The sequence below is a fragment of the Bradyrhizobium sp. SBR1B genome (assembly GCF_014198205.1).
Taxonomy (GTDB): domain Bacteria; phylum Pseudomonadota; class Alphaproteobacteria; order Rhizobiales; family Xanthobacteraceae; genus Bradyrhizobium.
On the sequence record NZ_JACIHC010000002.1, the window covers coordinates 491,725 to 514,078 of the forward strand.

General features: G+C 64.9%; 27 protein-coding genes. 6 read left to right on the forward strand and 21 right to left on the reverse strand.

Features of this window, described 5'->3' with window-relative positions; genetic code table 11:
• Positions 1 to 53 precede the first annotated feature (53 nt).
• From GGD61_RS06995 to GGD61_RS07025, 7 genes are all read right to left on the reverse strand, one after another.
• A complete protein-coding gene (locus GGD61_RS06995; protein WP_018316193.1) occupies positions 54 to 917 on the reverse strand; it encodes a metal ABC transporter solute-binding protein, Zn/Mn family in 864 nt (287 codons plus the stop codon).
• 6 nt (positions 918 to 923) lie between these two features.
• The gene (locus GGD61_RS07000) at positions 924 to 1,793 is read right to left on the reverse strand and encodes a metal ABC transporter permease (protein ID WP_092255552.1); all 870 of its coding nucleotides are present in this window, start codon (positions 1,791 to 1,793) and stop codon (positions 924 to 926) included.
• A 6-nt stretch (positions 1,794 to 1,799) separates the two neighbouring features.
• Entirely contained in the window at positions 1,800 to 2,555 is a 756-nt protein-coding gene (locus GGD61_RS07005) for a metal ABC transporter ATP-binding protein (protein WP_177237070.1), read from the reverse strand.
• Between the two features lie 2 nt (positions 2,556 to 2,557).
• Positions 2,558 to 2,794 (reverse strand): hypothetical protein, encoded by a 237-nt coding sequence (locus tag GGD61_RS07010; protein ID WP_092255557.1) that lies wholly within the window; start codon positions 2,792 to 2,794, stop codon positions 2,558 to 2,560.
• A gap of 43 nt (positions 2,795 to 2,837) precedes the next feature.
• Positions 2,838 to 3,338, reverse strand: a complete 501-nt coding sequence (locus GGD61_RS07015) for a hypothetical protein (protein WP_092255560.1) — start codon at positions 3,336 to 3,338, stop codon at positions 2,838 to 2,840.
• Entirely contained in the window at positions 3,335 to 3,946 is a 612-nt protein-coding gene (locus GGD61_RS07020; protein WP_026201624.1) for a permease, read from the reverse strand. Before GGD61_RS07020 ends, GGD61_RS07015 begins: the two co-directional genes overlap by 4 nt.
• A gap of 249 nt (positions 3,947 to 4,195) precedes the next feature.
• Positions 4,196 to 4,792 (reverse strand): superoxide dismutase, encoded by a 597-nt coding sequence (locus tag GGD61_RS07025; protein WP_018316199.1) that lies wholly within the window; start codon positions 4,790 to 4,792, stop codon positions 4,196 to 4,198.
• Positions 4,793 to 5,035: 243 nt separating this feature from the next.
• On the opposite strand from GGD61_RS07025, the gene GGD61_RS07030 reads away from it, so the two are divergent.
• The 3 genes from GGD61_RS07030 (at position 5,036) to GGD61_RS07040 (ending at position 7,573) form a co-directional block, all read left to right on the forward strand.
• The gene (locus GGD61_RS07030; protein ID WP_092255562.1) at positions 5,036 to 5,563 is read left to right on the forward strand and encodes a GNAT family N-acetyltransferase; all 528 of its coding nucleotides are present in this window, start codon (positions 5,036 to 5,038) and stop codon (positions 5,561 to 5,563) included.
• Between the two features lie 83 nt (positions 5,564 to 5,646).
• Positions 5,647 to 7,032 (forward strand): MATE family efflux transporter, encoded by a 1,386-nt coding sequence (locus GGD61_RS07035; protein WP_177237071.1) that lies wholly within the window; start codon positions 5,647 to 5,649, stop codon positions 7,030 to 7,032.
• 106 nt (positions 7,033 to 7,138) lie between these two features.
• The gene (locus GGD61_RS07040; protein ID WP_092255570.1) at positions 7,139 to 7,573 is read left to right on the forward strand and encodes a DUF2147 domain-containing protein; all 435 of its coding nucleotides are present in this window, start codon (positions 7,139 to 7,141) and stop codon (positions 7,571 to 7,573) included.
• 4 nt (positions 7,574 to 7,577) lie between these two features.
• Here the strand turns inward: GGD61_RS07040 and GGD61_RS07045 are convergent, their stop codons facing one another.
• Positions 7,578 to 8,723 carry a DUF3095 domain-containing protein gene (locus GGD61_RS07045; RefSeq protein WP_183230458.1) on the reverse strand — a complete coding sequence of 382 codons (1,146 nt, stop codon included), beginning with the start codon at positions 8,721 to 8,723 and terminating at the stop codon, positions 7,578 to 7,580.
• A gap of 224 nt (positions 8,724 to 8,947) precedes the next feature.
• On the opposite strand from GGD61_RS07045, the gene GGD61_RS07050 reads away from it, so the two are divergent.
• Entirely contained in the window at positions 8,948 to 9,346 is a 399-nt protein-coding gene (locus GGD61_RS07050) for a hypothetical protein (RefSeq protein ID WP_092255575.1), read from the forward strand.
• Positions 9,347 to 9,350: 4 nt separating this feature from the next.
• Here the strand turns inward: GGD61_RS07050 and GGD61_RS40390 are convergent, their stop codons facing one another.
• From GGD61_RS40390 to GGD61_RS07105, 11 genes are all read right to left on the reverse strand, one after another.
• The gene (locus GGD61_RS40390; protein WP_092255578.1) at positions 9,351 to 9,560 is read right to left on the reverse strand and encodes a hypothetical protein; all 210 of its coding nucleotides are present in this window, start codon (positions 9,558 to 9,560) and stop codon (positions 9,351 to 9,353) included.
• A gap of 126 nt (positions 9,561 to 9,686) precedes the next feature.
• Positions 9,687 to 10,409, reverse strand: a complete 723-nt coding sequence (locus tag GGD61_RS07060) for an SDR family NAD(P)-dependent oxidoreductase (protein ID WP_092255581.1) — start codon at positions 10,407 to 10,409, stop codon at positions 9,687 to 9,689.
• Positions 10,402 to 11,784, reverse strand: a complete 1,383-nt coding sequence (locus tag GGD61_RS07065) for a class I adenylate-forming enzyme family protein (RefSeq protein ID WP_183230460.1) — start codon at positions 11,782 to 11,784, stop codon at positions 10,402 to 10,404. The genes GGD61_RS07060 and GGD61_RS07065 overlap by 8 nt, the downstream gene beginning before the upstream one ends.
• Positions 11,771 to 12,016, reverse strand: coding sequence for an acyl carrier protein (locus tag GGD61_RS07070; RefSeq protein ID WP_183230461.1), 246 nt, complete (start codon positions 12,014 to 12,016; stop codon positions 11,771 to 11,773). The genes GGD61_RS07065 and GGD61_RS07070 overlap by 14 nt, the downstream gene beginning before the upstream one ends.
• 141 nt (positions 12,017 to 12,157) lie before the next feature.
• Positions 12,158 to 13,972: a long-chain-acyl-CoA synthetase gene (locus GGD61_RS07075; RefSeq protein WP_092255946.1), complete on the reverse strand. Its 1,815-nt coding sequence runs from the start codon at positions 13,970 to 13,972 to the stop codon at positions 12,158 to 12,160.
• A 225-nt stretch (positions 13,973 to 14,197) separates the two neighbouring features.
• Entirely contained in the window at positions 14,198 to 14,467 is a 270-nt protein-coding gene (locus GGD61_RS07080) for a DUF3551 domain-containing protein (protein ID WP_092255584.1), read from the reverse strand.
• 34 nt (positions 14,468 to 14,501) lie between these two features.
• On the reverse strand, positions 14,502 to 14,780 hold the full coding sequence (locus GGD61_RS07085; protein WP_026201626.1) for a DUF3551 domain-containing protein: 279 nt from the start codon (positions 14,778 to 14,780) through the stop codon (positions 14,502 to 14,504).
• A 128-nt stretch (positions 14,781 to 14,908) separates the two neighbouring features.
• The gene (gene htpG / locus GGD61_RS07090) at positions 14,909 to 16,786 is read right to left on the reverse strand and encodes a molecular chaperone HtpG (protein ID WP_092255587.1); all 1,878 of its coding nucleotides are present in this window, start codon (positions 16,784 to 16,786) and stop codon (positions 14,909 to 14,911) included.
• Between the two features lie 123 nt (positions 16,787 to 16,909).
• Complete coding sequence (locus tag GGD61_RS07095) at positions 16,910 to 17,317, reverse strand: hypothetical protein (RefSeq protein ID WP_092255590.1); 408 nt, start codon at positions 17,315 to 17,317, stop codon at positions 16,910 to 16,912.
• A 250-nt stretch (positions 17,318 to 17,567) separates the two neighbouring features.
• Positions 17,568 to 18,161 carry a nuclear transport factor 2 family protein gene (locus tag GGD61_RS07100; protein ID WP_092255593.1) on the reverse strand — a complete coding sequence of 198 codons (594 nt, stop codon included), beginning with the start codon at positions 18,159 to 18,161 and terminating at the stop codon, positions 17,568 to 17,570.
• Between the two features lie 148 nt (positions 18,162 to 18,309).
• Positions 18,310 to 19,116, reverse strand: a complete 807-nt coding sequence (locus GGD61_RS07105) for a response regulator (RefSeq protein WP_177237073.1) — start codon at positions 19,114 to 19,116, stop codon at positions 18,310 to 18,312.
• Positions 19,117 to 19,336: 220 nt separating this feature from the next.
• Between GGD61_RS07105 and GGD61_RS07110 the strand changes: the two genes are divergently transcribed.
• Entirely contained in the window at positions 19,337 to 19,567 is a 231-nt protein-coding gene (locus GGD61_RS07110) for a NepR family anti-sigma factor (RefSeq protein WP_026201628.1), read from the forward strand.
• Positions 19,567 to 20,115: a sigma-70 family RNA polymerase sigma factor gene (locus tag GGD61_RS07115; protein ID WP_018316216.1), complete on the forward strand. Its 549-nt coding sequence runs from the start codon at positions 19,567 to 19,569 to the stop codon at positions 20,113 to 20,115. Before GGD61_RS07110 ends, GGD61_RS07115 begins: the two co-directional genes overlap by 1 nt.
• Before the next feature lie 100 nt (positions 20,116 to 20,215).
• Here GGD61_RS07115 and GGD61_RS07120 read toward each other — a convergent pair whose 3' ends face one another.
• Together GGD61_RS07120 and GGD61_RS07125 are read right to left on the reverse strand one after the other, a co-directional pair.
• Positions 20,216 to 20,914 carry a nitroreductase gene (locus GGD61_RS07120; protein ID WP_092255599.1) on the reverse strand — a complete coding sequence of 233 codons (699 nt, stop codon included), beginning with the start codon at positions 20,912 to 20,914 and terminating at the stop codon, positions 20,216 to 20,218.
• A 137-nt stretch (positions 20,915 to 21,051) separates the two neighbouring features.
• Positions 21,052 to 22,296, reverse strand: coding sequence for an acyl-CoA dehydrogenase (locus tag GGD61_RS07125; protein WP_092255604.1), 1,245 nt, complete (start codon positions 22,294 to 22,296; stop codon positions 21,052 to 21,054).
• Between the last annotated feature and the right edge of the window lie 58 nt (positions 22,297 to 22,354).

A 22,354-nucleotide genomic window follows, 5' to 3' on the forward strand; every position in this document is an offset into this window, starting at 1 on the left:
ACAACTCCGGACTTCGGGCTTTTCGCGCGACGCGAGGCGGGGTGGCCCCTGCCCTAGTGGTCAAGCGCGCTGGTCAGCGCCTTTATATTGTGCCTGACCATATCAATGTAAGTGGGTGCAGGCCCCTTTTCGCCGGTCAAACCGTCCGAAATCAGGGTCCCGCCGACTTTTGAGCCGGTCTCGGCCGCGATCCGCCGGATCAGCCGGTCGTCGCTGATATTTTCCAGGAACACGGCCGGTATTTTTTGGGCCTTGATCTGGCCGATGATGGCCGCGATGTCGCGTGCGCTCGGCTCGGTTTCGGTGGAGACCCCCAGGGGGGCGATGAACTGGATACCGTATTCGGCGGAAAAATAGCCGAAGGCGTCATGGGTCGAGATCACCTTGCGCCGCTCTGGCGGGATTTTCGCCACGGCCTCGCGGACCTCGCGGTCGAGCGTTTCGAGCTTTTCCAGATAGGCTTTTGCCTGGACCCGGAAGAACTCCGCATCATCCGGGGCGGCCGCCGCCAGCGCATTGGCGATATCGGTCACGTAGACCTTGGCGTTGGGGACCGACTGCCAGGCGTGGGGGTCGGCGGCCGAACCGAGCTTCAGCGGCACGATGCCGGCGCTCGCGGTGACCACCACGGCCTTGCTCCCTGCGGACTGCACGAGACGCGGCAGCCAGCCCTCCAGCCCGAGCCCATTGACGATGACGAGCTTCGCCTCCGCGACCCGCTTCGCATCGGCTGGCGCCGGCGTGTAGACGTGGACGTCGCTGTCGGGGCCGACCAGCGTCGTAACGTTGGCCCGATCTCCCCCGACGTTACGGACGAAGTCGCCGAGGATCGAGAAGCTCGCAATGACGTTGAGCCGTTCCGCGGCCTGCAACGGCGAGGCGATGGTCAGCAAGGCAAGGAACAGAAGGAAGCGCATCGCCCGTCACGCTTCCAGATGCCGGCCAGGAAACATCTGCCGGACTATGCCGCCGACGCGGCCGAACAGCACGGAGACGATGTAGAGCACCGTCGCCACGAGAATGACCGCAGGGCCTGACGGCACACGGGTCTGGAACGACAGCACGAGGCCGGCATAGCCGGAAGCCGCGGCAGCGACCACCGCGATGCAGATCATGACGGTGAGATCGCGTGACCAGAACCGCGCGATACCCGCCGGCAGGATCATCAGGCCGACCGCAAGCAGCGTGCCAAGGGCCTGAAAGCCATTGACGAGGTTGATCACGACCAGCGCCAGGAAGGCGAGATGCGCGGGACCACCGGCGCGGCTGACTGTCCGCAAGAACAAGGGATCGACGCTCTCGATCACCAGCGGGCGGTAGATCACGGCGAGCACCAGCAGCGTCACGGTGGCGTTGAAGGCCACCACCAGCAGGGTCTGGTCGTCCATCGCGAGGATGTTGCCGAACAGCACGTGGAGCAGGTCGATATTGGTGCCCTTGATCGAGACGATGGTGACGCCGAGCGCCAGCGAGGCCAGATAGAAGGTCGCGAGCGAAGCGTCCTCCTTCAGCCCGGTCGAGCGCGCGACGACGCCGGCGAGGATCGCGACGGCAAAGCCTGCGATCAGCCCGCCGGCCGTCATCGCGAACAGATTGAGCCCGGAGAGCAGGAAGCCGACCGCCGCGCCGGGCAGGATCGCATGCGCCATGGCATCGCCGACGAGGCTCATCCGCCGCAGCATCAGGAAGACGCCGATCGGCGCACCGGCCAGCGACAATGCGATCACGGCGGCCAGCGCCCGCCGCATGAACTCGAATTCGATGAAGGGACCGACCAGCGTGTCGTAGAGCATCGGTGATCACGCCGCCCGCGAGCGGGTATCGTCGGCGGCGCAGGCCGCGGCGCTGTCGTCGAACGCCTCGCACATCCGCATCGCCACCAGCAGGTTTTCCGGCGTCAGCACCTCCACCGTCGGTCCCCACGCCACGGGGCCGCGCGCCAGCACCAGCGTCTCGGTGAAATGGTTGCGCACCATCTCCATGTCGTGCAGCGCGGCGAGCACGGTGCGGCCCTCACCGTGCCAGTGCTTGACCAGCGCGAGCAGGTCGGTCGTGGTCTTGCTGTCGATGGCGTTGAAGGGCTCGTCCAGCACTATGAGCGAAGCGTCCTGCAGCAGCACGCGCGCGAACAGCACGCGCTGCATCTGGCCACCCGAGAGCGTGCCGATCGGGCGGTTCTCGAAACCATTGAGGCCGACGGAGGCGATCGCGCGCAAGATCTTCCCGCGCGCGGCCTTGCCGATGCCGCCGAACAGGCCAGTCCCGCGCCACAGCCCGGTGCCGACGAAGTCGAACACCGAGATCGGGAAGCTGCGGTCGATCTCCGCGCTCTGCGGCAGATAGGCGATATCGCGAGAGTCGAGCCCGCCGAGATGGATGCTGCCGTCGAGCGGCCGGAGGATGCCGACGATGCCGCGCAGCAGGGTCGACTTGCCGGCGCCATTCGGGCCGATCACGGCGACCAGCGCGCCCCGCGCAACCTCACCGTTGAGATGGTGCACGGCCGGATGCCGGTCATAGCCGAGCGTCACATTGTGAAAGTGGAGCGCCGCCATCGTCACCTCATCGCCAGGAAGACCACGCCCCAGAGCACGGCACAGACGGCGAGCGCGGCCCCAAGGCGCGCCGCCATGGTCATGCGCAGGATCGACCAGGGCGCCGCCTGGGCCGGATGCGGCGAGGCCGCGTCGTGGACATGGGCGTGGGTGTGGTCGTGCCCATGCGAATGCGCGTGGTCATGAGAATGGCCATGGGCATGGTCGTGATGGTGGGCGTGGGACGCGGCGGGAACCATTTCGGAACGTTATATTATAACATAACCCCTGTCCACGCCGGGCTCACGGCTTGCCGATCACCATCGCGATGGCAGCTGCCACGAAAGGAAACGGCACCGACACGGCGCAGCGGAACCAGACGAAACGGGCCGGCATGAACGGGATTTCCCACAAGATCACCCGCTGGAAGGCGAACAGGGCCCAGGCAACGACATAGGCCACCACCTGCGGCACCCCGCCGCCCGACTTCAGCGCCACTGTGCCGATGGAGAAGCCGATCACGGGCCCGCCCGGCGTTGCGGCGCCGGCGACCACGGCGGTCGCAACCCCGAGCCAGCCGCTGTCCGGCCCGAGCCAGCCGGTGATCACCTCCTGCGGGATGATCGCGGCGATGTAGCCGGAGCCGATCACACCCAGCGCGATGCGCGGCACGATGTTGATGAAATCCATCGCGCCTTCGCGCAGCGAGGCCTTGAACACAGGCGGGCCGCGGCGAAAGGCGATCAGGCCGACGCCGAACACCGAGCCCCACAACAGGATGTCGATGAAAAGCGCGGCGCTCATGCCGCGTCCTCGTCGCTTTCGCGCTTCGGATAGAGCCGGACATAGACGAAGCGGCCGAGCGCACCGGCGAGTACCGGCAGCGGCAGCGAAATCAGAATCCGCCACAGCGTGAAGTCGGTGCCCATGATCGGGATTTCCCAGGCCACCGCCCGGCCATAGCCGATCAGGGTCCAGCTCACGACCATGGCGATGGTGGCGCCGAAATCGGCGCCGACTGCGAGCAGCGCACTCGCCACGGGATAGGCAGTGAAGGGACCGCCCGGCAGGATCGCGCCGAAGGCGGTGCCGATCAGCAGCCCCATCAGGCCGGATTTCGGTCCGAGCGAGCGCGAGACCTTTTCGTGCGGCAGGATCTCCGAGATGAAGGCCCCGAGCAGGCAGCCGGCGAGCACGCGCGGCAGGATGCCTGAGAATAGCGACAGATCGTGGGTCAGAATGTCGAGAACACCGTCGGTGCCGTCACGCCGCCAGACCAAGGTCGCACTCACCGCGACCAGCGCGGCGATGATGATCGTCGACCAGCCGATCGGCTTGCGGACCCGCCCCGGCCGCGGTTCGGACTCCGCGTCCTCGGCAGGCGCCGGGTTCTTCGGGGAAGGTTCTGACAACGGGCTCGGTCGCTCGAGGGTGATGCCGTTCCTGATTAAGGGCGGCGTCCATTCGATGCAAACAGTACGATGACAGACCGGTGCGCGCGCCACGCAGGGCAATTCCGCACAGCAAAAAGGCGGCCGCGCGAGCGACCGCCTTTTGTTTTCTGTCATTCCGGGGCGCACGAAGTGCGAGCCCGGAATCTCGCGCCACAACTTCTGGATTCCGGGTTCGCCCTGCGGGCGCCCCGGAATGACAACGAGGCCTTACGCCTTCTCGAGCAGGGACTCGACGTATTCCCAGTTCACGAGGTTCTCGACGAACGCCTTGAGATAATCGGGGCGGCGGTTGCGGTAGTCGATGTAATAGGAGTGCTCCCAGACGTCGCAGCCGAGGATCGGGGTGGCGCCATGCACCAGCGGATTCTCGCCGTTCGGGGTCTTGGAGATCTCGAGCTTGCCGTTCTTGACCTGGAGCCAGCACCAGCCGGAGCCGAACTGGCCGACGCCGGCCGCCTGGAAGTCGGTCTTGAACTTCTCGAAGCCGCCGAGGTCCTCGTTGATCTTCTTCTCGATCTTGCCCGGCAGCTTGGTGCCGCCGCCATTGGGCTTCATCCAGCTCCAGAAGTGGATGTGGTTGTAGTGCTGGCCGGCATTGTTGAACACCGCGGGGTTCTTGCCGAACGAGCCCTTGACGATCTCTTCAAGGGACTTGCCTTCCCATTCGGTCCCCTTGAGCGCGTTGTTGCCGTTGGTGACGTAGGCCTGATGATGCTTGTCGTGGTGGAATTCCAGCGTCTCCTTCGACATGAACTGGCCGAGGGCGTCATAGGCGTAAGGGAGGGGGGGCAGCGTAAAGGTCATGGGATGTTGTCCGCGACTGATGGGGAACTGGCTTAACGGGGACTCTTATAGAAGGTTCCACCGCCGTTAAATACCTCAGAATTTGCGAAAAGACGTGATGCCACGGCTTGGCCGGATTGCATAACTTCGCAGCACCGAGGGACATTCAACCCGGGCCGATCGCCGGCCGAAGAATATCGTTGCCTTTGAACCGGTTATGACAGAACGAATGAACCGCGCAGCCGCGTTGCGAGAGACAAATCCATGAGCATCGAGATCGACATTTTGAACGGCGACGCCTCGTGGCCGATCGCGGAGCCGTTGCTCAGCGCGGTCTGGGCTCAAGACGCAGCGGAGAAGCCGGCCTGGGCTCACGTCAAATGGGCCAATGCCGACCTGCGCGTGCTGATCGAGACGCCCGAGGACGGTCTCGTCTGCCATGTCGGCATCTACTTCCGCACCGTTATCTGGAACGGGCAGAAGGTCCATATCGGCGGCATCGGCGGGGTCTGCACCCGCGAGGACCGGCGCGGTCGCGGCTATGCGACCGTAGCGATCGACGCGGCGGTTCACACCATTCGCGCCAATGAGGCCGTTCGCTTCGCGCTGCTGTTCTGCGAACCACACAATTTTTCGTTCTACGAGACCCGGAGCTGGCTGCCCTTCAAGGGCGAGGTCTATTGCGAGCAGCCGGAGGGGCGGATCCGCTTCACCGCCATGGCGCCCTACGTCTTCAACATCGTCCGCGCGCCGACGCTGGGCACCATCGACCTATGCGGCCTGCCGTGGTGACCCCTGCGTGGAGTGAGGGCTGCCGCAGGGGCTCGGCCGACCTATAATATGTCGAGCATCATCTAAAATTCCGCCCGGTGAACATGACGATCGACGCCCCTGCAGACGCCGTCCCGCCGATTGCGCCGGTCGCCTCCCCGATCGCCAGCCTGCTGACGGCCCCGATCCTGCCCACGCTGCTGCGGCTCGCGATCCCCAACATGATCGCGATGGTCGGCAGCACTTTAGTTGCGATCGCCGAGACCTCCTATATCGGCCGGCTCGGCACCATTCCGCTCGCCGCGATCGCGCTGGTGTTTCCGTTCGCGATGCTGACGCAGATGATGAGCGCGGGCGCGATGGGCGGCGGCGTTTCGTCCGCGATCAGCCGCGCGCTCGGCGCAGGGGATCGTGACCGCGCCGCGACGCTGGCGCTGCATGCCGCCATCATCGGCCTCTGCGGCGGGCTGTTCTTCACGGTGATGATGCTCGTCTTCGGCCGCTCCTTCTTCACCCTGCTCGGCGGGCGCGATCGCGTGCTCGAGGAGGCCAGCGGCTATTCGCAGGTGCTGTTCTCCGGCGCGGTCGCGATCTGGCTCGTCAACACGCTCGCCTCGGTGATCCGCGGCACCGGCGACATGCGCCTGCCCTCGATGACGCTGATCGGCGCCAGCGTGCTCCAGATCGCGCTCGGCGGCACGTTGGGGCTCGGCCTGTTCGGCGTGAAGCCCTTCGGCATGCCGGGGGTCGCCAGCGGCCAGTTGATCGCGTTCACCTGCGCCGCGATCTTTTTCCTCTGGTATCTCGCGTCCGGCCGCAGCCGGCTGCCGCTGAATATTCGCGCGTTTCATTTCGAGCGCGCGATGTTCCTGGACATCCTCAAGGTTGGTGCGGTGGCCTGCCTGTCGCCGCTCCAGACCGTGCTCACCATTTTGATCTTCACCAAGATCCTGGCCACGTTCGGCACCGAGATGCTGGCCGGCTACGGCATCGGCTCGCGGCTGGAATTCTTGCTGATCCCAATCACCTTCGCCTTCGGCATCGCATCGGTACCGATGGTCGGCATGGCGATGGGCGCCGGACAGGTGAAGCGCGCGCGGCGTGTGGCCTGGACCGCCGCTGCAGCTTCCGGATTGACGGTCGGCCTGATTGGCCTCGCCGTCGCGCTCGCTCCATCGCTATGGGTCGCACTCTTCACGCGCGATCCCGGCGTCACCGCCGCCGCGCACAGCTATTTCCACTGGGCCGGCCCGACCTTCGTGTTCTTCGGCATCGGCGTGTCGCTCTACTTCTCCTCGCAAGGCGCGGCGCGCGTCGGCGGCCCCGTGCTCGCTTCCACCGCGCGGCTTCTGATCGTCGCGATCGGCGGCGTCGTCCTCATGATGACGCAGGCGCCGGCCTGGACCTTGTTCGCGCTGGTCGGCGGCGCCATGGCGGTGTTCGGCCTGTCGACTGCGGCCTCGGTCGCCTTCGCGCGCTGGGACAAATGATCGCAGGTCCCAACGCAGGCAAATGAACGCAGGAATGTGATTCCAGCCAGCGTTGCACTATCCCGCCGGGCTGCTATGGAGGCTCTCCATTTTCGGGGCCTCTTCCATGACTTCCAGATTCGCTGCTCTCATCGTCCTTCTCGCTGCGCTGCTCGGCGCGCCGGCCGCGCATGCGCAGAGCGCCGATGGGACATGGCTGACCCAGGCGGGTGATGCGCGCGTCAAGATCAGCAAGTGCGGCGGCGGCATCTGCGGCGTCGTCGCCTGGCTGCGCGAGCCCTATGACACCGCGACCGGCCAGCCCGCCACCGACAGCAAGAACCCCAATCGCGAGCTCGCCAGGCGCCCGATGATCGGCCTGCCATTGTTCAGCGGCATGCAGCCGTCAGGTCCGAACAAATGGTCCGGCCAGATCTACAATGCCGACGACGGCAGTACCTATGCCAGCAGCATCTCCGTGACGGGAGCGGATTCGCTGCGGGTCGAAGGCTGCGTCGGCGCGCTCTGCGGCGGCGAGACCTGGACGCGGGCGGGACGCTGACGCTTCACGCCACCATCGCCTTCAGCGCCGTCGCCGCCGAGGCGTAGCCGCCCCGTGCGCCATCGATGAAATGGACGTGATCACTGCGCAACGCCGACGGCGTGAAGCAGGTCATCATGGCGGCGTCCTGCTGGTAGAGACCGTAGCGCACGATACCCTCGCGCGCAGCCGCCGCCAGACGGTCGCTCAGCGCGCGCTCGAGCTGCGGCGTGCAGTCGAGGATCATGCGCAGGCCGTCGTCAAATTTCCTGAAGTCCGAGTTCTCGACCACCTGACGCCTGTAGACGTTGGGCACGAAGCCGCCGACGTTGAGGTCGAAGCGCATGATCAGATAGACGAACAGCGTATAGGCCAGCACGCTGGCGCGGCGCGCGAGCAGCGGACCACCGCGCCTGGTGCGGGCTTCGTATTCCAGCCCCTGCGGCGGCCATTTCAGCGGCGGTCCCTGCGGCGGCACCGGGCCGGCGCCGTCCGGGCTGCGCTCGACGAGATGGATAATGTCCTCGATCACCTTGCGGAAGGCATGCGGGTCGGCGCCGCGCGCCGGCATCACCAGAACCGAGAGGAGCAGCCCACGTGAGGCCGGTATCACCTCGAAGCGGCAGGACAGGCCCGAGAGATCGGGCTGCGTGCCCGCCGGCGCTGCCGGCACGGCAAATTCCCCGCGCTTCATTGCGGCATCGGCGAAGGCGAGCCCGCCGCCCGAGAACATCGCATAGGACAGGTTAGCCGACGGCCCGAAGCGCGCGACGCGCACGTCGAGGCCCTGCGCGCGGATGGCGCTGACCGGCACCAGCGCGACCCGCATCGTCAGATCGAGATCTTCCCGCACCCAGGTCGCGGTTGCCGCCAGCGCCTCTCGGGCAGGTTCGAGGTCGCCTGGCGCAACCGCAAAGCTCGCGCCGTCGCCGCCGAACACGAAGGGGAATTCGCGTCCCTCCAATGCGTTCGTCACCGCCGCGATCACGGCGGCGCCGGCCATGTTCACCGCCTTGTAGCGCTGCGCCGCGATCGCCTTGGTGGAATCGACGATATCGGCAACGCCGATGCTCCAATCGTCCGGCAGCGGCACATAGAGCGCAGGGTCCATCAGGCTGGTGAAGCCGCGGAAGACGGGAATGCCGCCATAGAAGGATTCGCCTGAGGTCATCGGGGATGCCGGATGGTTGGAATGCAAAACAAATACGTGGCAGGATCGATCCGGGTTCGCCGGCCGGCGGCCCTTTCAATCATTGGCCGAAACGGGCCAGGACAACAAGATACGGCAACAACAAGGTGAGGCCGCGTTGCAATACCGCAGCGGGTCATTGATCGGAATCAAGCGGCCGGCCGGGGAGAACGGCTATCGTTGGCCAGCTCCAACGGTTGCATGGGATGATCCAGGTGTCAGACTTCGGCAGCAAGGATTCCACCTCTCCCGTCCGCCGGCGCACGGGCATCGACCCGATCAGCGCGGTGAAGATGCCCGAAAGACTGACGGCAGCCGTCGATGCTTGGGCTGAAGCCCATCAACTGACCCGCTCGGATGCGATCTGCAAGCTGATCGAGCTGGGCCTGAAGATCGCGCCCCCGGTCCACTCCTCGGCGCATCCGATCGCATCGGACGCCACCAGGATCGAAGAGATCGCGGTCCACGAGATCGAGACGCTGCTCGATCCGGCATTGCCCGTGGACGAACGCGACCGCCGCATCCGCCGCCTCACCGAAGGGCCGCCGGAATTTTCACATGAGCGGATTGACCTGCCGAAAGACCCGCCGAAGCACCGGACGTGAGCTGCTAATGCAGCTTCTCGTCCTGACGCTTGCGCAAGCTATCGAGAGACGCATCATGGCAGCCGACCAGGCGCACGAATTGCTGCGGGTACATTTCGTGACCATGACCGCCGGAATTCTGGTGCGTCATCGGCGGGCAACGGGCATCGTCCTGCTTCGCGCGGGATTGCTCGGTCCGGCCCTGATTTGAAGCGGTCATGCTGGGCATGGTCATGGACTGCTCCTTGTCGATTAGGGCAGATCGATTGACGTAACCCAATCGATTGCGGGGCATCTTACGACCAAATCCGGCTGGATGTCATTGTGCCGGATCAACGCAATCATGACGGCGGAGTTCCGCCTAGGCCGTATTCCCCGCGTCGACAGTAAACACCGTCCCGGTGACGTTGCGGCCGCCTTCGCCCAAGAGATATTCTACCATGCGCGCGACGTCGTCCGTCTCCGGCAGGCGGCGCAGCGCGCTGCGGCCGGCGATGCGCTTGCGCGCCTCGTCGGACAGATTGTGCGTGAGCTCGGTATCGATGAAGCCCGGCGCGATCGCGTTCACGGTGATGCCGAGCTTGCCGACCTCGCGCGCCAGCGAGCGGGTGAAGCCGGTGGCAGCCGCCTTGGTCGCGCCATAGACGGACAGGCCGTTATAGCCGGTGGTCGCGATGATCGAGGAGATGTTGACGATGCGGCCCGCGCCGTCGGCCATCATCTGCCGCGCGACATATTTGGTGAGGATGATCGGCGACAGCACGTTGAGCTGCACCAGTGCCTCGATCTCGGAATTATGCATGGTGGCGAGCAGGCCTTCGGTGCCGAGGCCGGCATTGTTGACGAGGCCGTAGGTCGGGCCGAACTCGTCGCGCACGAGTTTTGCAAAAGCCGGAATGGCGTCGATCACGGCAAGGTCGCAGGCGCGGAAATGCAGGCGCCCTTCGGACTCCGCAATCGCGGCCTTGAGCTCTTCGCTCTCGCGCCGGGCGGCCGCGACCACGTTGTATCCGGCGCCGGAGAGGCGCTTGCCGATCGCAAGGCCGATGCCGCGGCTGCCGCCGGTGACGAGGACATTATGCATCGGTGCGCGCCAGTTTTCCGGCCGGGGTGACGTCGAGCGCCTCGACGAAGCGGATCACCGCCGGCACCTTGTGGGACGCGAGCTGCGCGCGGCACCGCTCCAGGATCTGGTCGCGGATCTCTTTCGCGCGGGCGGGATCGGTGCCCTCGGTGAGGATCACATCGGCGACCACGATGCCGCCGGTGATCGGGCTCTTGCGCGATTTGGCCCGCGACATCCGCGCGTCGGGATGGCGGTTGATGACCGCCTCGATTTCTTCGGGGTGGACCTTCAGTCCGCCGATATTGATGATGCCGCCGCGGCGGCCGACGAAATAGTAGCGCTCGCCGCGCAGCTCGACGATGTCGCCGCTGTCGACAAATCCGTCGTCATCGGTGAGCGCGGCAGCATTGCGGCCGACATAGGCATGCGCGGTGCGCGTCGAACGGATACGCAGCGACCCCTCGACCACTTTCATCTCGACGCCGTTGCGATTGCCGAGATAGTCGGCCGGAAAGCCTTCCAACCCGTCATTGACGGCAAAGCCGACGCCGGCTTCGGTCGAGGCATAGGCGTGACCGACGGAGGAATTGGGGAATGCCGCCTTCAGCCCGTCGAGCACCGCCTGGTCGGCGATCTCACCGGAGAGGCGGACGTAAGCGGGGGCGAACTGCGCGGCCGAACCGCTCATCAGGAGCTTGCGCCAGTGCGAGGGCGTGCCGGAGATGTGCGAGACGCCGCGCGCCTTCAGCCGCGCGACGTGATCACCGAGCGTCTCATGGGGATCGGACAGCACCATCGAGCCGCCGGAAAGGACGGCGCGGAGGAAGATTTGCAGGCCGCCATAGCGGCGGATGTCATAGAAGGTCGCCCAGACCGGCGCCGGGCCGCGCGCGGTGCCTTCGGCAACGATCGCACCGGTCAGCGCCTCCAGCGTGTGGCCGGCGATCTTCGGCACGCCTGAAGTGCCCGAGGTGAGCATCAGCCATTCCGTCGCGCGTTCGGTCTTGGCCGGCGCGGTGGCTTCGAGCGGCAATTGCGCGGTGACGATGAGCGGGACGCCAGTCCCGGCCCAGCGATCGGATTCGTCGGTCACGACGGCGTCGATCTCGGCATCGGCGATCAATGCCTCGAGATGCGACGGATTGAGATCGGGCGGGCACAGCAGCATGCGACGGGCGATGCCGTCGAGCTCGATCATGGCAAGACCCGACCGGAGCTGGTCGGACAATTTGAGCAGCACGGAGCGGCCGGACAATTCGCGCAGGCGGCCGCCCAGGACCGACTGCGACAGGATATCGGTCAGCGACACGCAGGTTTGCGCGTCCGACAGCGTACGGCCGGTCAGCTCCGCGCCGAGATGGTCGCGAAGCGCAAAGATCTCACGTGGGGACATTTTCGTAGGCCCGCACGAAATCGCCCACCGTGGCGGGAAACGCTGCGTCCTCGGAGATGGTGAAGGGGTCGACGCCGGTCTCGTCCTCGAGGCGCGCGACCAGGATGGCGAAGGCGAGCGAGTCGAAACCCGTCTCGTGCAGCGACAGATCGTCCGAGAGCGCGGGAAGCGTGACGTGCTGCTCTTTGGCGATCTGCTGGATCGCGTCAATGACCTTAGACCTTACCGACATGGCTGGCTCGCTTTGTTATCGTTGGTGTTGCGGCGGCTCTTGCTGGCCGCCTCCCCATGGCCGTCTGTTTACCCGACAGAAGTAAATGGCTTCTTGGACAATTCAGATAAAATTGGACCTATCTGCGGATTTTGGCGGGATTTACAGCCTGATCGAGCCGTCCACGATTCGCGCATGGGCCTCGGTATCGAGCGCCACATAGGCCCCGGACTTCGGGTCTGTCATGAACAGTGGATCGGAGATCGCGGCGGGATCGAAGCCTTCCCGCGACAGATCGCCCTTCTTCTGCTTGAACGTCTCGGTCGCATCAATCTCGCTGGAGATGCGAATGAAGACGGGACGCGCATAGGCCGGTAGGCGTTGCGCCAGATGTGCGGGCAATGCCGCGATGTCGAAGCCTTCGTTGACGACGATCGCGCTCATGCCGGCGCGGCCGTCCGCGCCGGGGATGCTGACGCCGTAAGTTGTGGCATCGACCACGCCGGTGAAATCGCGCATCGCGTCATTCACCTCCGAGGTCGCGACATTCTCGCCCTTCCAGCGGAAAGTATCCCCGATCCGATCGACGAAATGGAAGAAGCCCTTGTCGTCGATCCGCATCAGGTCGCCGGTGCGGAACCAAGCGTCGCCCCTGGTAAAGACATCGCGAAGAATCTTCTTCTCGGTCTCGCCGGTGTCGGTGTAGCCCTCGAAGCGCCCGCCGCCTTCATCGGCGGTGCCGATGCGGCCGATGGCTTCGCCGGCCTCACCACGGGCGCAGGCGAGGCAAAACCCCTCTTCGTTGCGCAGCGGCACGCCGCTGTCGGGGTCGAGCTTGACGAGATTGGCAGGGAAGCGATGCGCCAGCAGCGGTGGGATGCGACCGATCGCGCCGGGCTGCCCCTCGACGTTGAACAGCGAGAAATTGCCTTCCGTCGCCGCATAGAATTCGAGGATGCGCGGAATGGCGAAACGCGCCTGAAAGTCTTCCCAGATGTCACCGCGCAGGCCGTTGCCGCAGACGAGGCGGAGACGATGCCGGTTCTCATATTCCGACGGCGCCGCCTTGAGCAGATAACGGCAGAGCTCGCCGATATATTGAAACAGCGTGCAGTCATGGCGCACGATGTCGGACCAGAAATGCGAGGCCGAGAATTTCTCCGCGATCACCACCGAGCCGCCCGCAGCGAGCATGCTACAGGGCGCGACGATGCCGCCGACCGAGTGGAACAGCGGCAGGCAATCGTAGAGCCGGTCTTGCGGGCTCGCGCCGGTGAGGCCGGCGAACCAAAAGCCCCAATTGAGAATGCGGCGGTGGCTGATGCTGGCAGCCTTCGGCAGGCCGGTGGTGCCCGAGGTGTAGATCAGCAGCGCACGGTCATCGATGGTGACCTCGCCGTGCTCCTCCGGCGACAAAGGAGCGTCGTCCAGCGCCGCGAGGGCGACGTCGATGGCGCGCTCGCTGCGGGCATCGCCATGCGTCCAGACCTTGGCCTGCGTCTTCAGGTGCGGCGTCGCGCTCTCCAGCATCTGCGTCAGCTCCTGCGCAACGATGATATGCGAGGGCTTTGCGACATCGAGGCAATGCGCGAGCGAGGGTCCCACCAGCCTGGTGTTGAGCAGCGCCGCCACACCGCCGATCCGGCTGATGCCGAGCCAGGCCGCGACATAATCGATGCCGTTCGGCATGATCAACGCGACCGTATCACCCTTGGCCACGCCGGCCGAGCGCGCCCAGCGCGCGTAGCGGTTGATGCGCTTCGACAAGCCTTCATAGTCGAGGCTTGCTTCGTCGGTGATCAGCGCGACGCGGTCGGGCTGGCGCTGCGCCCAATCGTCGATGACGTCGGCGAACAGACGCCCCGGCAGCGTCTCGATCCGCGCCGTGAGCTCGATGGCCTTCAGCCATATCTTTGAAGCCGAAGGCGCGCGCGCGACTTTTTGTCGTTCGATGACACCGGGGGTCATGCCGTTGATTCTTTCGGGCCGCCTGCTGACATCAGGCAATCTAGCCCCCGCGCCCTGCCCAGGTGTTAAGAGACAAGGTAAAACTCTGTTAGGGCGCGGTTAACTCTAGTGATCCTTACCGCCGCACGGCAACGCCGGTGAGTTCGGCGGCGTGGTGACGGTCGAGACCGATCGCGCTGGCGCAAGGTGGTCGAGCTGTGGGGGCAGGAAGGAGTAGCACAGCACCTGCCGACGCTAGCCGCTACGCCTGTAGCGCAAGTACGGCGGCGGCGCGTGAACCGGATAATACGGATTGAGATCGCAGATCGCGGATCGGCCATAAGCCGTGGCGCGGCACTGCGGCAACGAGGTGAAGGAGCAGTCGTACCACTCCCCACCTCCCCCGTTTGCACCTGAATAAACGTGCATGCAGACGGGATAGCGCGGATCAAAAGTCTGCGCATGCGACGGCGCGGCTGCGAGCACCGCGCCGGCGGTCACGATCATTCCGAACGAGAAACGCATGAACTGTGTTCCGGTACGAGGCATCGCGGATTCGCTATTGCACCTTCTTGTGACGCCGGCGCGGCTGCGGCGGCTGGTCGAAGGCGTAGTACGGGTTGACGTCGCAGCTGGCCGCGCGGCCCGACGCGCTCGCGCGGCACTGCGGCAGCGAGGTGAAGGAGCAGTCGAAATAATCGCCGCCACCACCGGTAAAGCCGCCGGGCGTATAAACGTGCATGCACACCGGGTAGCGCGGATCGTAGGTCTGGGCGCTGGCATCTGCCGCGACGAACAGCGCGGCAATCGCGGTGAGGGTCAAAATCGACAGGCGCATGGACTTAATCCTCGAATCGACGGCCTCGGCGGATCTGATGCCGGCAGCCTCGTATGGCATAACACCAGGCCGGAGGCGACTGTTCCTAGGGACAGATGACGGCAAGGTGAGCGCTGCGGGCTGCGGCGCTAGGCGCCGAGCCCCTGCAGCACGAGCCGGTTCAGCCTTGCGGCAAACGCAGCCGGATCCTCCGGCAATTCGCCGTCCAGGATCTGCGCCTGCTCGAGCAGGAGCAGGCTGAGATCGTCGACCGCCTTCGAGCCGGCCTGCGCCTTGGTGATCGCGCCCACCATCGGATGGCGCAGATTGATCTCCAGGATCGGCTTGGTCTTCATGCCGCGGTTTTGCTGCGACAGGATGCGCTCGAGCTCGCGGCTCGGGCCCTGGCTGTCGGCGACGAGGCAGGAGGCCGAACTGGTGAGGCGCGTCGAGGCCTTGACGTCGCTGACCCGCTCGCCGAGCGCAGCCTTGATCACGGCAATGGTGGCCGCTTCATCCGCCTCGGGCTCGTCCTTCTTTGCCTCGTCCTTGTCGTCGACGCGCGGAATCAGGTCGAGATTGAGATCGCCCTGGCTCAGCGACTTCAGCGGCTTGCCGTCGAACTCCGACGGCATCGAGGTCCAGAACGCATCGACGGGATCGGACAGCAGCAGCACCTCGATGCCGCGCGCGGTCGCAGCCTCCAGCCGCGGATTGGATTTCAGCCGCTCGATACTGTCGCCGACGAGATAATAGACCTCGGTCTGGTTCGGCTTGAAATCGGCGATGACCTGCTTCAGCGACCGCTTCTCGCCCGATGTCGTGGTGAAGCGCGAAAGTGCCAGCAGCTTTTCGCGCCGCTCGAAATCCTCGTAAATGCCTTCCTTGAGCACCGCGCCGAACGCGTCCCAGATCCTGGCGAAGTTCTCCGGATCCTTCTCGGCCAGGCTTTCGAGCTCCGACACGACCCGGGTCGCCACGGCCTTGCGGATCTGCGCCAGCTGCGGATTGTTCTGCAGCATCTCGCGCGAGATGTTGAGCGGAAGATCCTCGCTGTCGACGACGCCGCGGATGAAGCGCAGATATCCCGGCAACAGATCGGCATCATCGGTGATGAAGACGCGGCGGACGTAAAGCTTCACCCGGCCCTTGCGGTTCGGCTCGAACAGGTCGAACGGCTTGGTCGAGGGCGCGAACAGCAGCACGGCGTAGGAATAGCGGCCCTCGGCGCGGTAATGCAGCGTCATCGCGGGATCGTCGAAGGCGGAGGCGATCTGCTGATAGGCCTTCTTGTAGTCCTCCGGCGTCAGCTCGGATTTCGAGCGTTGCCACAGCGCGCTGGCCGAATTGATCTGACGGGGATCGCCTTCTTCCGGCACCAGTTCGATCGGGAACAGGATGTTGTCGGAATAGGCACCGACGATGCGCTCAATCTCGAAGCTCTCGAGATATTTCTTGGCGTCCTCCTTCAGGTGCAGGACGATCTCGGTGCCGCGCGCCAGGCGCGCCGCCTCCTCGTCGCCGGCACGGGCGATTTCGAAGCCGGAGCCGCCGGAGGACGTCCAGGTCCAGACGTCGCTCTCGCCGGCACGGCGGCTGACCACGACGATCCTGTCGGCGACCATGAAGGCGGAATAGAAGCCGACGCCGAACTGGCCGATCAGGCCGAGGCCGTCCTTGGCCTCCTTCAGCTTCGACACGAATGCCTTGGTGCCGGAGCGGGCGATGGTGCCGAGATGGTCGATCAGCTCCTGCCGCTCCATGCCGATGCCGTTGTCGGCGATCGTGAGCGTCCCGGCCGCCTTGTTCGGGATGATGCGGATCTTGAGCGCGTCACCCTCGCCGAGCAGCGAAGGACTTGCGATTGCCTCATAGCGCAGCTTGTCGCAGGCGTCCGACGCGTTGGAGATGAGCTCGCGCAGAAAGATGTCGGTCTCGGAATAGACGGAGTGCACCATGAGGTGCAAAAGCTCGGAAACCTCGGCCTGGAAGGGCTGCGTATGCACAGCCGTGTCTGACGTCGTCATGCGTTTACCCGGTCAAAACGAAAGGGAAGAAACCCGGGATATAACGCGAGCGTAGAGGGGATCAAGTGGACGTGAAGAATCGTCCTCCAAACGGGAGAGCGATCTATCCGGCGCCCGGGCGGATCAGGTCACGCAGCGGCCGGGCTGGAGCAGCTTTGCGACCTCGGTCAGGGAGCTGACCATCGGCTCGCAGGCGATCGTCGGCCTGTTGCGCACCTTCTTCTGGTTCTGGAGCAGCCCCGGCGGCTTGGCATTACCGGTCTCGATCACCGCGGGGACCCGCAGCAGCACCGAGGTGTCGGCGAGGTCATTCAGCCGCATCGAGACGGTGCGGGTCGGAACAGCTGCCTGTTTGATCTCGGCGAGCCGGTCGGCCTTGCCGGTCCGATTGACATTGTGGCCGGGCTTGTCGGCCTTGTCGGCGACCGCCTGCCAGCGGTCTGCCAGATCATGACCCGAGGCCAGTTGCACGGCACCGAGCGTCGCAGCAGCGGCAACGACGCTCAAAAATACCTTATGAATCTGTGACATGGCTGTCGATCCCTCGCCCCATGGCGATCGCGGGAACAACGCCGGTGAAGGATCAGGGGTTCTTAGCGGTTACGATCACTTAACCGTGTGCGACAAATACGACAGCGTGCGCAAAATATTTCGCGAGGGGTGGAACGACTTTCGCAGACTGGAGTCGTCTCAACAGCCGGCTATTCCCCCCTGCCCCATAAGCCGGTGACGTAGGGCGCGACTGTGGTGATGCCAGTCGCGCCTTACTTTTGTCTGGGGTTCACTTCCCCGCCAGCCAGTCGCGCCCTTCGCCATAGAGCTTCTCGACCTCGGGTCCGATCAGGCCCGGCATGTCGCGCTTGACCTTGTAGCCGATCAGCTCCTGCATGTAGGCGAGGTGGCGATAGCCTTCGGGCAATGCGGCCAGCGCGGTCTGGTCGAGGCGGAGCTCTGCTGCGGGATCGACCGGGTCGATCCGGTCCTTCTCGTAGATCGGCTGGCGGCGGACGATGCCCCACTTCCCCTGCCGCTTCTCCAGGAAATCGTAGAAGCGCCCGGTGCAGACGACGTCGCAGACCACGTCATGCACCGGGGCACGCTGCGAGATCGTCATCTTTGTCTGCGCGATGGCCCGCTCGCCTGCGAGATCGATGCTGGTGCCGCCAAGGAAATGCAGGATGCGCACGCCCCTGGCAAAGCCCTCCTGGCTGACGCGCATGAAATCCCGCGCCGGCCCTTGAAACCAGGTGGCGGACATCCAGCCCTCTTCATGCCAGACCGTGGCAAAGCGCTCCCAGTCACCGGCATCCCGCCAGACCGCCCAGTTCTCGACGAGGTCGCGAATGGCGAGGCGATCGAGGAGTTGCTGGTCCATGGGCACATCTCCGGCTGGGATCAATGCAGCGGTATGAGGGGCGAAGCCGACCCACGTCAAGCACGGCAGGCGACACGAAAAATCCGGCGTGCCTTGCAGCACGCCGGATCGGATCGTTTGGCCAAATGGCCAGCTTTATCCAGCTCTATTAAGCCGCCGGCGCCTTCGGCGTGCGGTTGCGCGAGTTGCGCTGGAAGAACAGCGCCTGGCTCGCCACCGCCGACACCATCGCGGGCTGGAACGGTTTTGAGATCAGGAATGCCGGCTCGGGCCGCTCGCCGGTGAGGAAGCGCTCCGGGTATGCGGTGATGAACACCACGGGCACCTCGAAGGTGCGGAGCAGCTCGTTGACGGCGTCCAGACCCGACGAGCCGTCGGCGAGTTGGATGTCGGCGAGGATCAGGCCGGGCCGCCTGTTCTTGGCCAGCGCCACCGCATCGGCATGGGTGCGCGCGACGCCGACGACGTTGTGGCCGAGATTCTTCACCAGGCTCTCGAGGTCCATGGCGATGAAGGTCTCGTCCTCGATGATCAGCACGTCGGTGGCGATCTCGGCGGCCATCTCGCGTCCGGCGGCATCCGCAAGCCGCCGCGTCTCGGCGACGTCGGTGCCGAGGATGTAGCCGACTTCCTCTTCCGAGAATCCCTCCAGCGAAAGCAGCAGGAAGGCCTGGCGCGGCAGCGGCGTGATGTTCGACAGCCGCCGCTCGGGCGGCATCGGCAAGGTCGTCACCTCGGAATCATCGTTGACGGAGACCGAATTCCAGATCTGGGTGAACAGCCTGAACAGGCCGGCCCGCGGTCCATGGCTCTCGTCGAGCACCGACGGATCCCCCAGCATGGCTTCCAACATGGCTGCGACATAGGCGTCACCGGAGGCCTGGCTGCCCGTCAGGGCGCGTGCGTACCGGCGCAACAACGGCAAGTGTTCAGCAACAAGCTGTGAACGGGACATCCCCACTCCATTCATCTTCGGGGCCAACCTTGACGTCCAGGCAATCCGAGGGGGGCCCGGGTTCCCCTGCTGGGCTGATTACGCCTCAGGCCAAGAAAAGTTCCGTCTGAGCGGGAACTTTTTATCGAACCTGGAATTGAGCCTATCCAGGGAACGGCTCCCGGTTGAGAAAACCTCTCGATTTTACAGTCACTTAACTCGGGGAAACGTGGAACAGGTCATGAAAGATCTCAAGTCTCAAGCCAGCAGAAGCACGACCCCCGGCAAGGGAGGCCTCACTCCGGAGATTCAATCCCGGATCGGGCACCAGTTGCGCGCCATGTATGATGATGTGGTGCGACAAGGGGTTCCAGATCGGTTCGCAGAACTGATCAAGAAGCTTGATGCGCCGGGAGCGACACCCCACGTGGGACATGAAGGCGGATCCAACGACAACAATGGGAGGGATTAATGCCTCTCACGGACTCCCTGCGTAACGACATCCTGGCGGCCGTGCCCAGTCTGCGCGCGTTCGCCATTTCGCTCAGCGGCAATGCGGACCGCGCCGATGATTTGGTCCAGGAGACGCTGCTCCGCGCGCTCGCCAACATCGACTCGTTCCAGCCTGGCTCCAATCTGCCGGCATGGCTGTTCACGATCCTGCGCAACCTTTTCCGCTCCGACTATCGCAAGCGGCGGCGCGAGGTCGAGGATGCCGAAGGCAACTACGCCAAGACGCTGAAGACACAGCCGTCGCAGAACGCGCATCTCGAGTTCGAGGAGTTTCGCACGGCGCTCGATAAGCTTCCGCAGGACCAGCGCGAAGCGCTGATTCTGGTCGGCGCCTCCGGCTTCTCCTACGAAGACGCGGCCTCGATCTGCGGCTGCGCAGTCGGCACGATCAAGAGCCGCGTCAACCGCGCGCGCTCGAAGCTCGCCGCGCTGCTCTATGTCGATGGCGCCGAGGATTTTGGCCCGGACGAGACCGTTCGGGCCGTGATCGGCGGCAGCGGCGGCTGACGGCCGGCGTCCTCAAGGACTTAGATGAAGATGAAGGCGGCCGTTCTCACGGCCGTCTTCGCGCGCGTCCGACAGCGATAGCGGAAGCTACGCCGCTTGATCACTCGTCCGCGAAGGTCACGGTCTCGGCCACGCTGGCGCGCGAGGTGCGGTAGCTGTTGACCTTGTGAGCGTCGTCGGCATAGCCGAACGAAATGCCGCAGACGACGCGGCGATCGTCGGGCAGATTGAAATGGCGGCGGATCAGTCCGGAATGCCGCGCGAGTGCCGCCTGCGGAATCGTGCCGAGCCCGAGCGCCTGCGCAGCCAGCATGAAATTGGAGACATAGGCGCCACAATCGATCGCACCGTAAATGCCGAGCGGCTCGTTGGTGTGAATGATGGCGACATGCGGCGCGCCGAAGAAATTGTAGTTCTCCAGCGCCTGCCTGGCGTAGGCGCTTCTGTCGCCGCGAGCGATGCCGAGCGTGTTGTAGAGCTGAAAGCCGCTTTCGCGGCGGCGTTCGAGATAGACACCGACATATTCGCGCGGCGGGGTGAAATCGTAATCGTCGCCGAGCCCGCCTGACGCCTCCGTGTAGATCAGCTTCCGGAAGCGCTCCTTGGCCTCGCCGCTGGCGATGATCACCTGCCAGGGTTGGCTGTTGCACCAGGACGCGGTGCGCTGCGCGGTGGTCAGCACATGCTCGATGGTCGCGCGGTCGACCTCTTTGGGAAGGAAGGCGCGGACGGAGTAGCGCTCGTTGAGGAGCTCTTCGAGCACGCCGATGCGATCGTTCTGTTTGACTGTAGCGTCCATGGTTCAGCTCGCGCTCTTCTCGTAGGGTGGGCAAAGGCTCATCGCGCCGTGCCCACCGACAGGCTTGCTCCGGAGCATCTGCATATGGTGGGCACGCTTTGCTTTGCCCACCCTACGAGATGCAGCGAGAGGTGAGATCATCGCCCCTTGGTCGGGATCTTGTTATACGGCACGTCCTTGTCGACGCGGATGTCGCCGGGCAGGCCCAGCACGCGCTCGGCGATGATGTTGCGCAGGATCTCGTCGGTGCCGCCGGCGATGCGCATCGAGGGCGAGGACAGCAGCATCTGCTGGAACTGGCCCTGCACCGTCTCCTCGTCATTGCCGGTGAGAACACCGGCCGCCCCCTGCAGGTCCATGGCGTAGGTCGCGATGTCCTGCAGCATCATGCCCGACACCAGCTTGCCGATCGAGTTCTCCGGACCCGGCCGCTCGCCCTTCGACAGCGCCGAGATCGTGCGATAGCTGGTGTATTTCAGCCCGCTCGACTTCGCCGCCCAGCTCGCCAGCTTCGAGCGCACCGCGGGATCGTCGATCGCGAGGCCATCTTCCAGCATCAGGTTGGAGCAGAACTCGAACATTTCAGGCACGCCGGTCGCAAGGCGCGAGCCGATCGACATGCGCTCGTTCATCAGCGTGGTCAGCGAGACGCTCCAGCCCTCGCCGACGGCCCCTAACCGCTGGCTGTCGGGGATGACGACGTCGGTGAAATAGACCTCGTTGAACTCCTGCATGCCATTGGCCTGCCTGATCGGACGCACCTCGACGCCGGGGCTCTTCATGTCCAGGAAGAACATGGTGAGGCCCTTGTGCTTGGGCACGTTCGGATCGGTCCGCGCGATCAACAGACCATAGTCGGAGTAATGCGCGCCAGAGGTCCAGATCTTCTGGCCGTTGACGACCCAATTGTCGCCCTTCTTCTCCGCGCGGGTGCGCAAGCCGGCGACGTCCGAGCCGGCAGACGGCTCGGAGAACAGCTGGCACCAGATCTCCTCGCCCGAAGCCAGCTTCGGCAGATAGCGGCGCTTGGCATCCTCGCTGCCGAAGGCCATCACGGTCGGGCCGCACATGCCTTCGCCGATCTGGAACGGCTGCGTCAGCTTGCCGTAGACACCCTCCTCCTGCTGCCAGATCACCTTCTCGATCGGCGTCGCGCCACGGCCGCCATATTCCTTCGGCCAGTGCAGGCAGGCCCAATTGCCCTCGAACTTCTTCTTCTGCCAGGCTTTGCCGACCTCGACGATATCTTGCTTGGCAAGCCGAATGCGGCCGAGCGAGGATTTTGACAGCTCGGCGTGCAGCTCCTTCGGCGCATTGGCCTCGACCCATTGGCGCGCGGTCTGGCGGAATGCGGCTTCCTGCGGGGTGTCGTCGAAATTCATAACGGCCCTCTCGATCCTTGATCAGTGCGTAGGGTGGGCAAAGCGAAGCGTGCCCACC

Excerpts from the sequence above, each read along its gene's own strand:
- GGD61_RS06995 (WP_018316193.1), bottom strand. The coding sequence starts at position 917 with ATGCGCTTCCTTCTGTTCCTTGCCTTGCTGACCATCGCCTCGCCGTTG.
- GGD61_RS07000 (WP_092255552.1), bottom strand. The coding sequence starts at position 1,793 with ATGCTCTACGACACGCTGGTCGGTCCCTTCATCGAATTCGAGTTCATG.
- GGD61_RS07005 (WP_177237070.1), bottom strand. The coding sequence starts at position 2,555 with ATGGCGGCGCTCCACTTTCACAATGTGACGCTCGGCTATGACCGGCAT.
- GGD61_RS07010 (WP_092255557.1), bottom strand. The coding sequence starts at position 2,794 with ATGGTTCCCGCCGCGTCCCACGCCCACCATCACGACCATGCCCATGGC.
- GGD61_RS07015 (WP_092255560.1), bottom strand. The coding sequence starts at position 3,338 with ATGAGCGCCGCGCTTTTCATCGACATCCTGTTGTGGGGCTCGGTGTTC.
- GGD61_RS07025 (WP_018316199.1), bottom strand. The coding sequence starts at position 4,792 with ATGACCTTTACGCTGCCCCCCCTCCCTTACGCCTATGACGCCCTCGGC.
- GGD61_RS07030 (WP_092255562.1), top strand. The coding sequence starts at position 5,036 with ATGAGCATCGAGATCGACATTTTGAACGGCGACGCCTCGTGGCCGATC.
- GGD61_RS07035 (WP_177237071.1), top strand. The coding sequence starts at position 5,647 with ATGACGATCGACGCCCCTGCAGACGCCGTCCCGCCGATTGCGCCGGTC.
- GGD61_RS07040 (WP_092255570.1), top strand. The coding sequence starts at position 7,139 with ATGACTTCCAGATTCGCTGCTCTCATCGTCCTTCTCGCTGCGCTGCTC.
- GGD61_RS07045 (WP_183230458.1), bottom strand. The coding sequence starts at position 8,723 with ATGACCTCAGGCGAATCCTTCTATGGCGGCATTCCCGTCTTCCGCGGC.
- GGD61_RS07050 (WP_092255575.1), top strand. The coding sequence starts at position 8,948 with ATGATCCAGGTGTCAGACTTCGGCAGCAAGGATTCCACCTCTCCCGTC.
- GGD61_RS40390 (WP_092255578.1), bottom strand. The coding sequence starts at position 9,560 with ATGACCATGCCCAGCATGACCGCTTCAAATCAGGGCCGGACCGAGCAA.
- GGD61_RS07060 (WP_092255581.1), bottom strand. The coding sequence starts at position 10,409 with ATGCATAATGTCCTCGTCACCGGCGGCAGCCGCGGCATCGGCCTTGCG.
- GGD61_RS07065 (WP_183230460.1), bottom strand. The coding sequence starts at position 11,784 with ATGTCCCCACGTGAGATCTTTGCGCTTCGCGACCATCTCGGCGCGGAG.
- GGD61_RS07070 (WP_183230461.1), bottom strand. The coding sequence starts at position 12,016 with ATGTCGGTAAGGTCTAAGGTCATTGACGCGATCCAGCAGATCGCCAAA.
- GGD61_RS07080 (WP_092255584.1), bottom strand. The coding sequence starts at position 14,467 with ATGCGTTTCTCGTTCGGAATGATCGTGACCGCCGGCGCGGTGCTCGCA.
- GGD61_RS07085 (WP_026201626.1), bottom strand. The coding sequence starts at position 14,780 with ATGCGCCTGTCGATTTTGACCCTCACCGCGATTGCCGCGCTGTTCGTC.
- htpG (WP_092255587.1), bottom strand. The coding sequence starts at position 16,786 with ATGACGACGTCAGACACGGCTGTGCATACGCAGCCCTTCCAGGCCGAG.
- GGD61_RS07095 (WP_092255590.1), bottom strand. The coding sequence starts at position 17,317 with ATGTCACAGATTCATAAGGTATTTTTGAGCGTCGTTGCCGCTGCTGCG.
- GGD61_RS07100 (WP_092255593.1), bottom strand. The coding sequence starts at position 18,161 with ATGGACCAGCAACTCCTCGATCGCCTCGCCATTCGCGACCTCGTCGAG.
- GGD61_RS07105 (WP_177237073.1), bottom strand. The coding sequence starts at position 19,116 with ATGTCCCGTTCACAGCTTGTTGCTGAACACTTGCCGTTGTTGCGCCGG.
- GGD61_RS07110 (WP_026201628.1), top strand. The coding sequence starts at position 19,337 with ATGAAAGATCTCAAGTCTCAAGCCAGCAGAAGCACGACCCCCGGCAAG.
- GGD61_RS07115 (WP_018316216.1), top strand. The coding sequence starts at position 19,567 with ATGCCTCTCACGGACTCCCTGCGTAACGACATCCTGGCGGCCGTGCCC.
- GGD61_RS07120 (WP_092255599.1), bottom strand. The coding sequence starts at position 20,914 with ATGGACGCTACAGTCAAACAGAACGATCGCATCGGCGTGCTCGAAGAG.
- GGD61_RS07125 (WP_092255604.1), bottom strand. The coding sequence starts at position 22,296 with ATGAATTTCGACGACACCCCGCAGGAAGCCGCATTCCGCCAGACCGCG.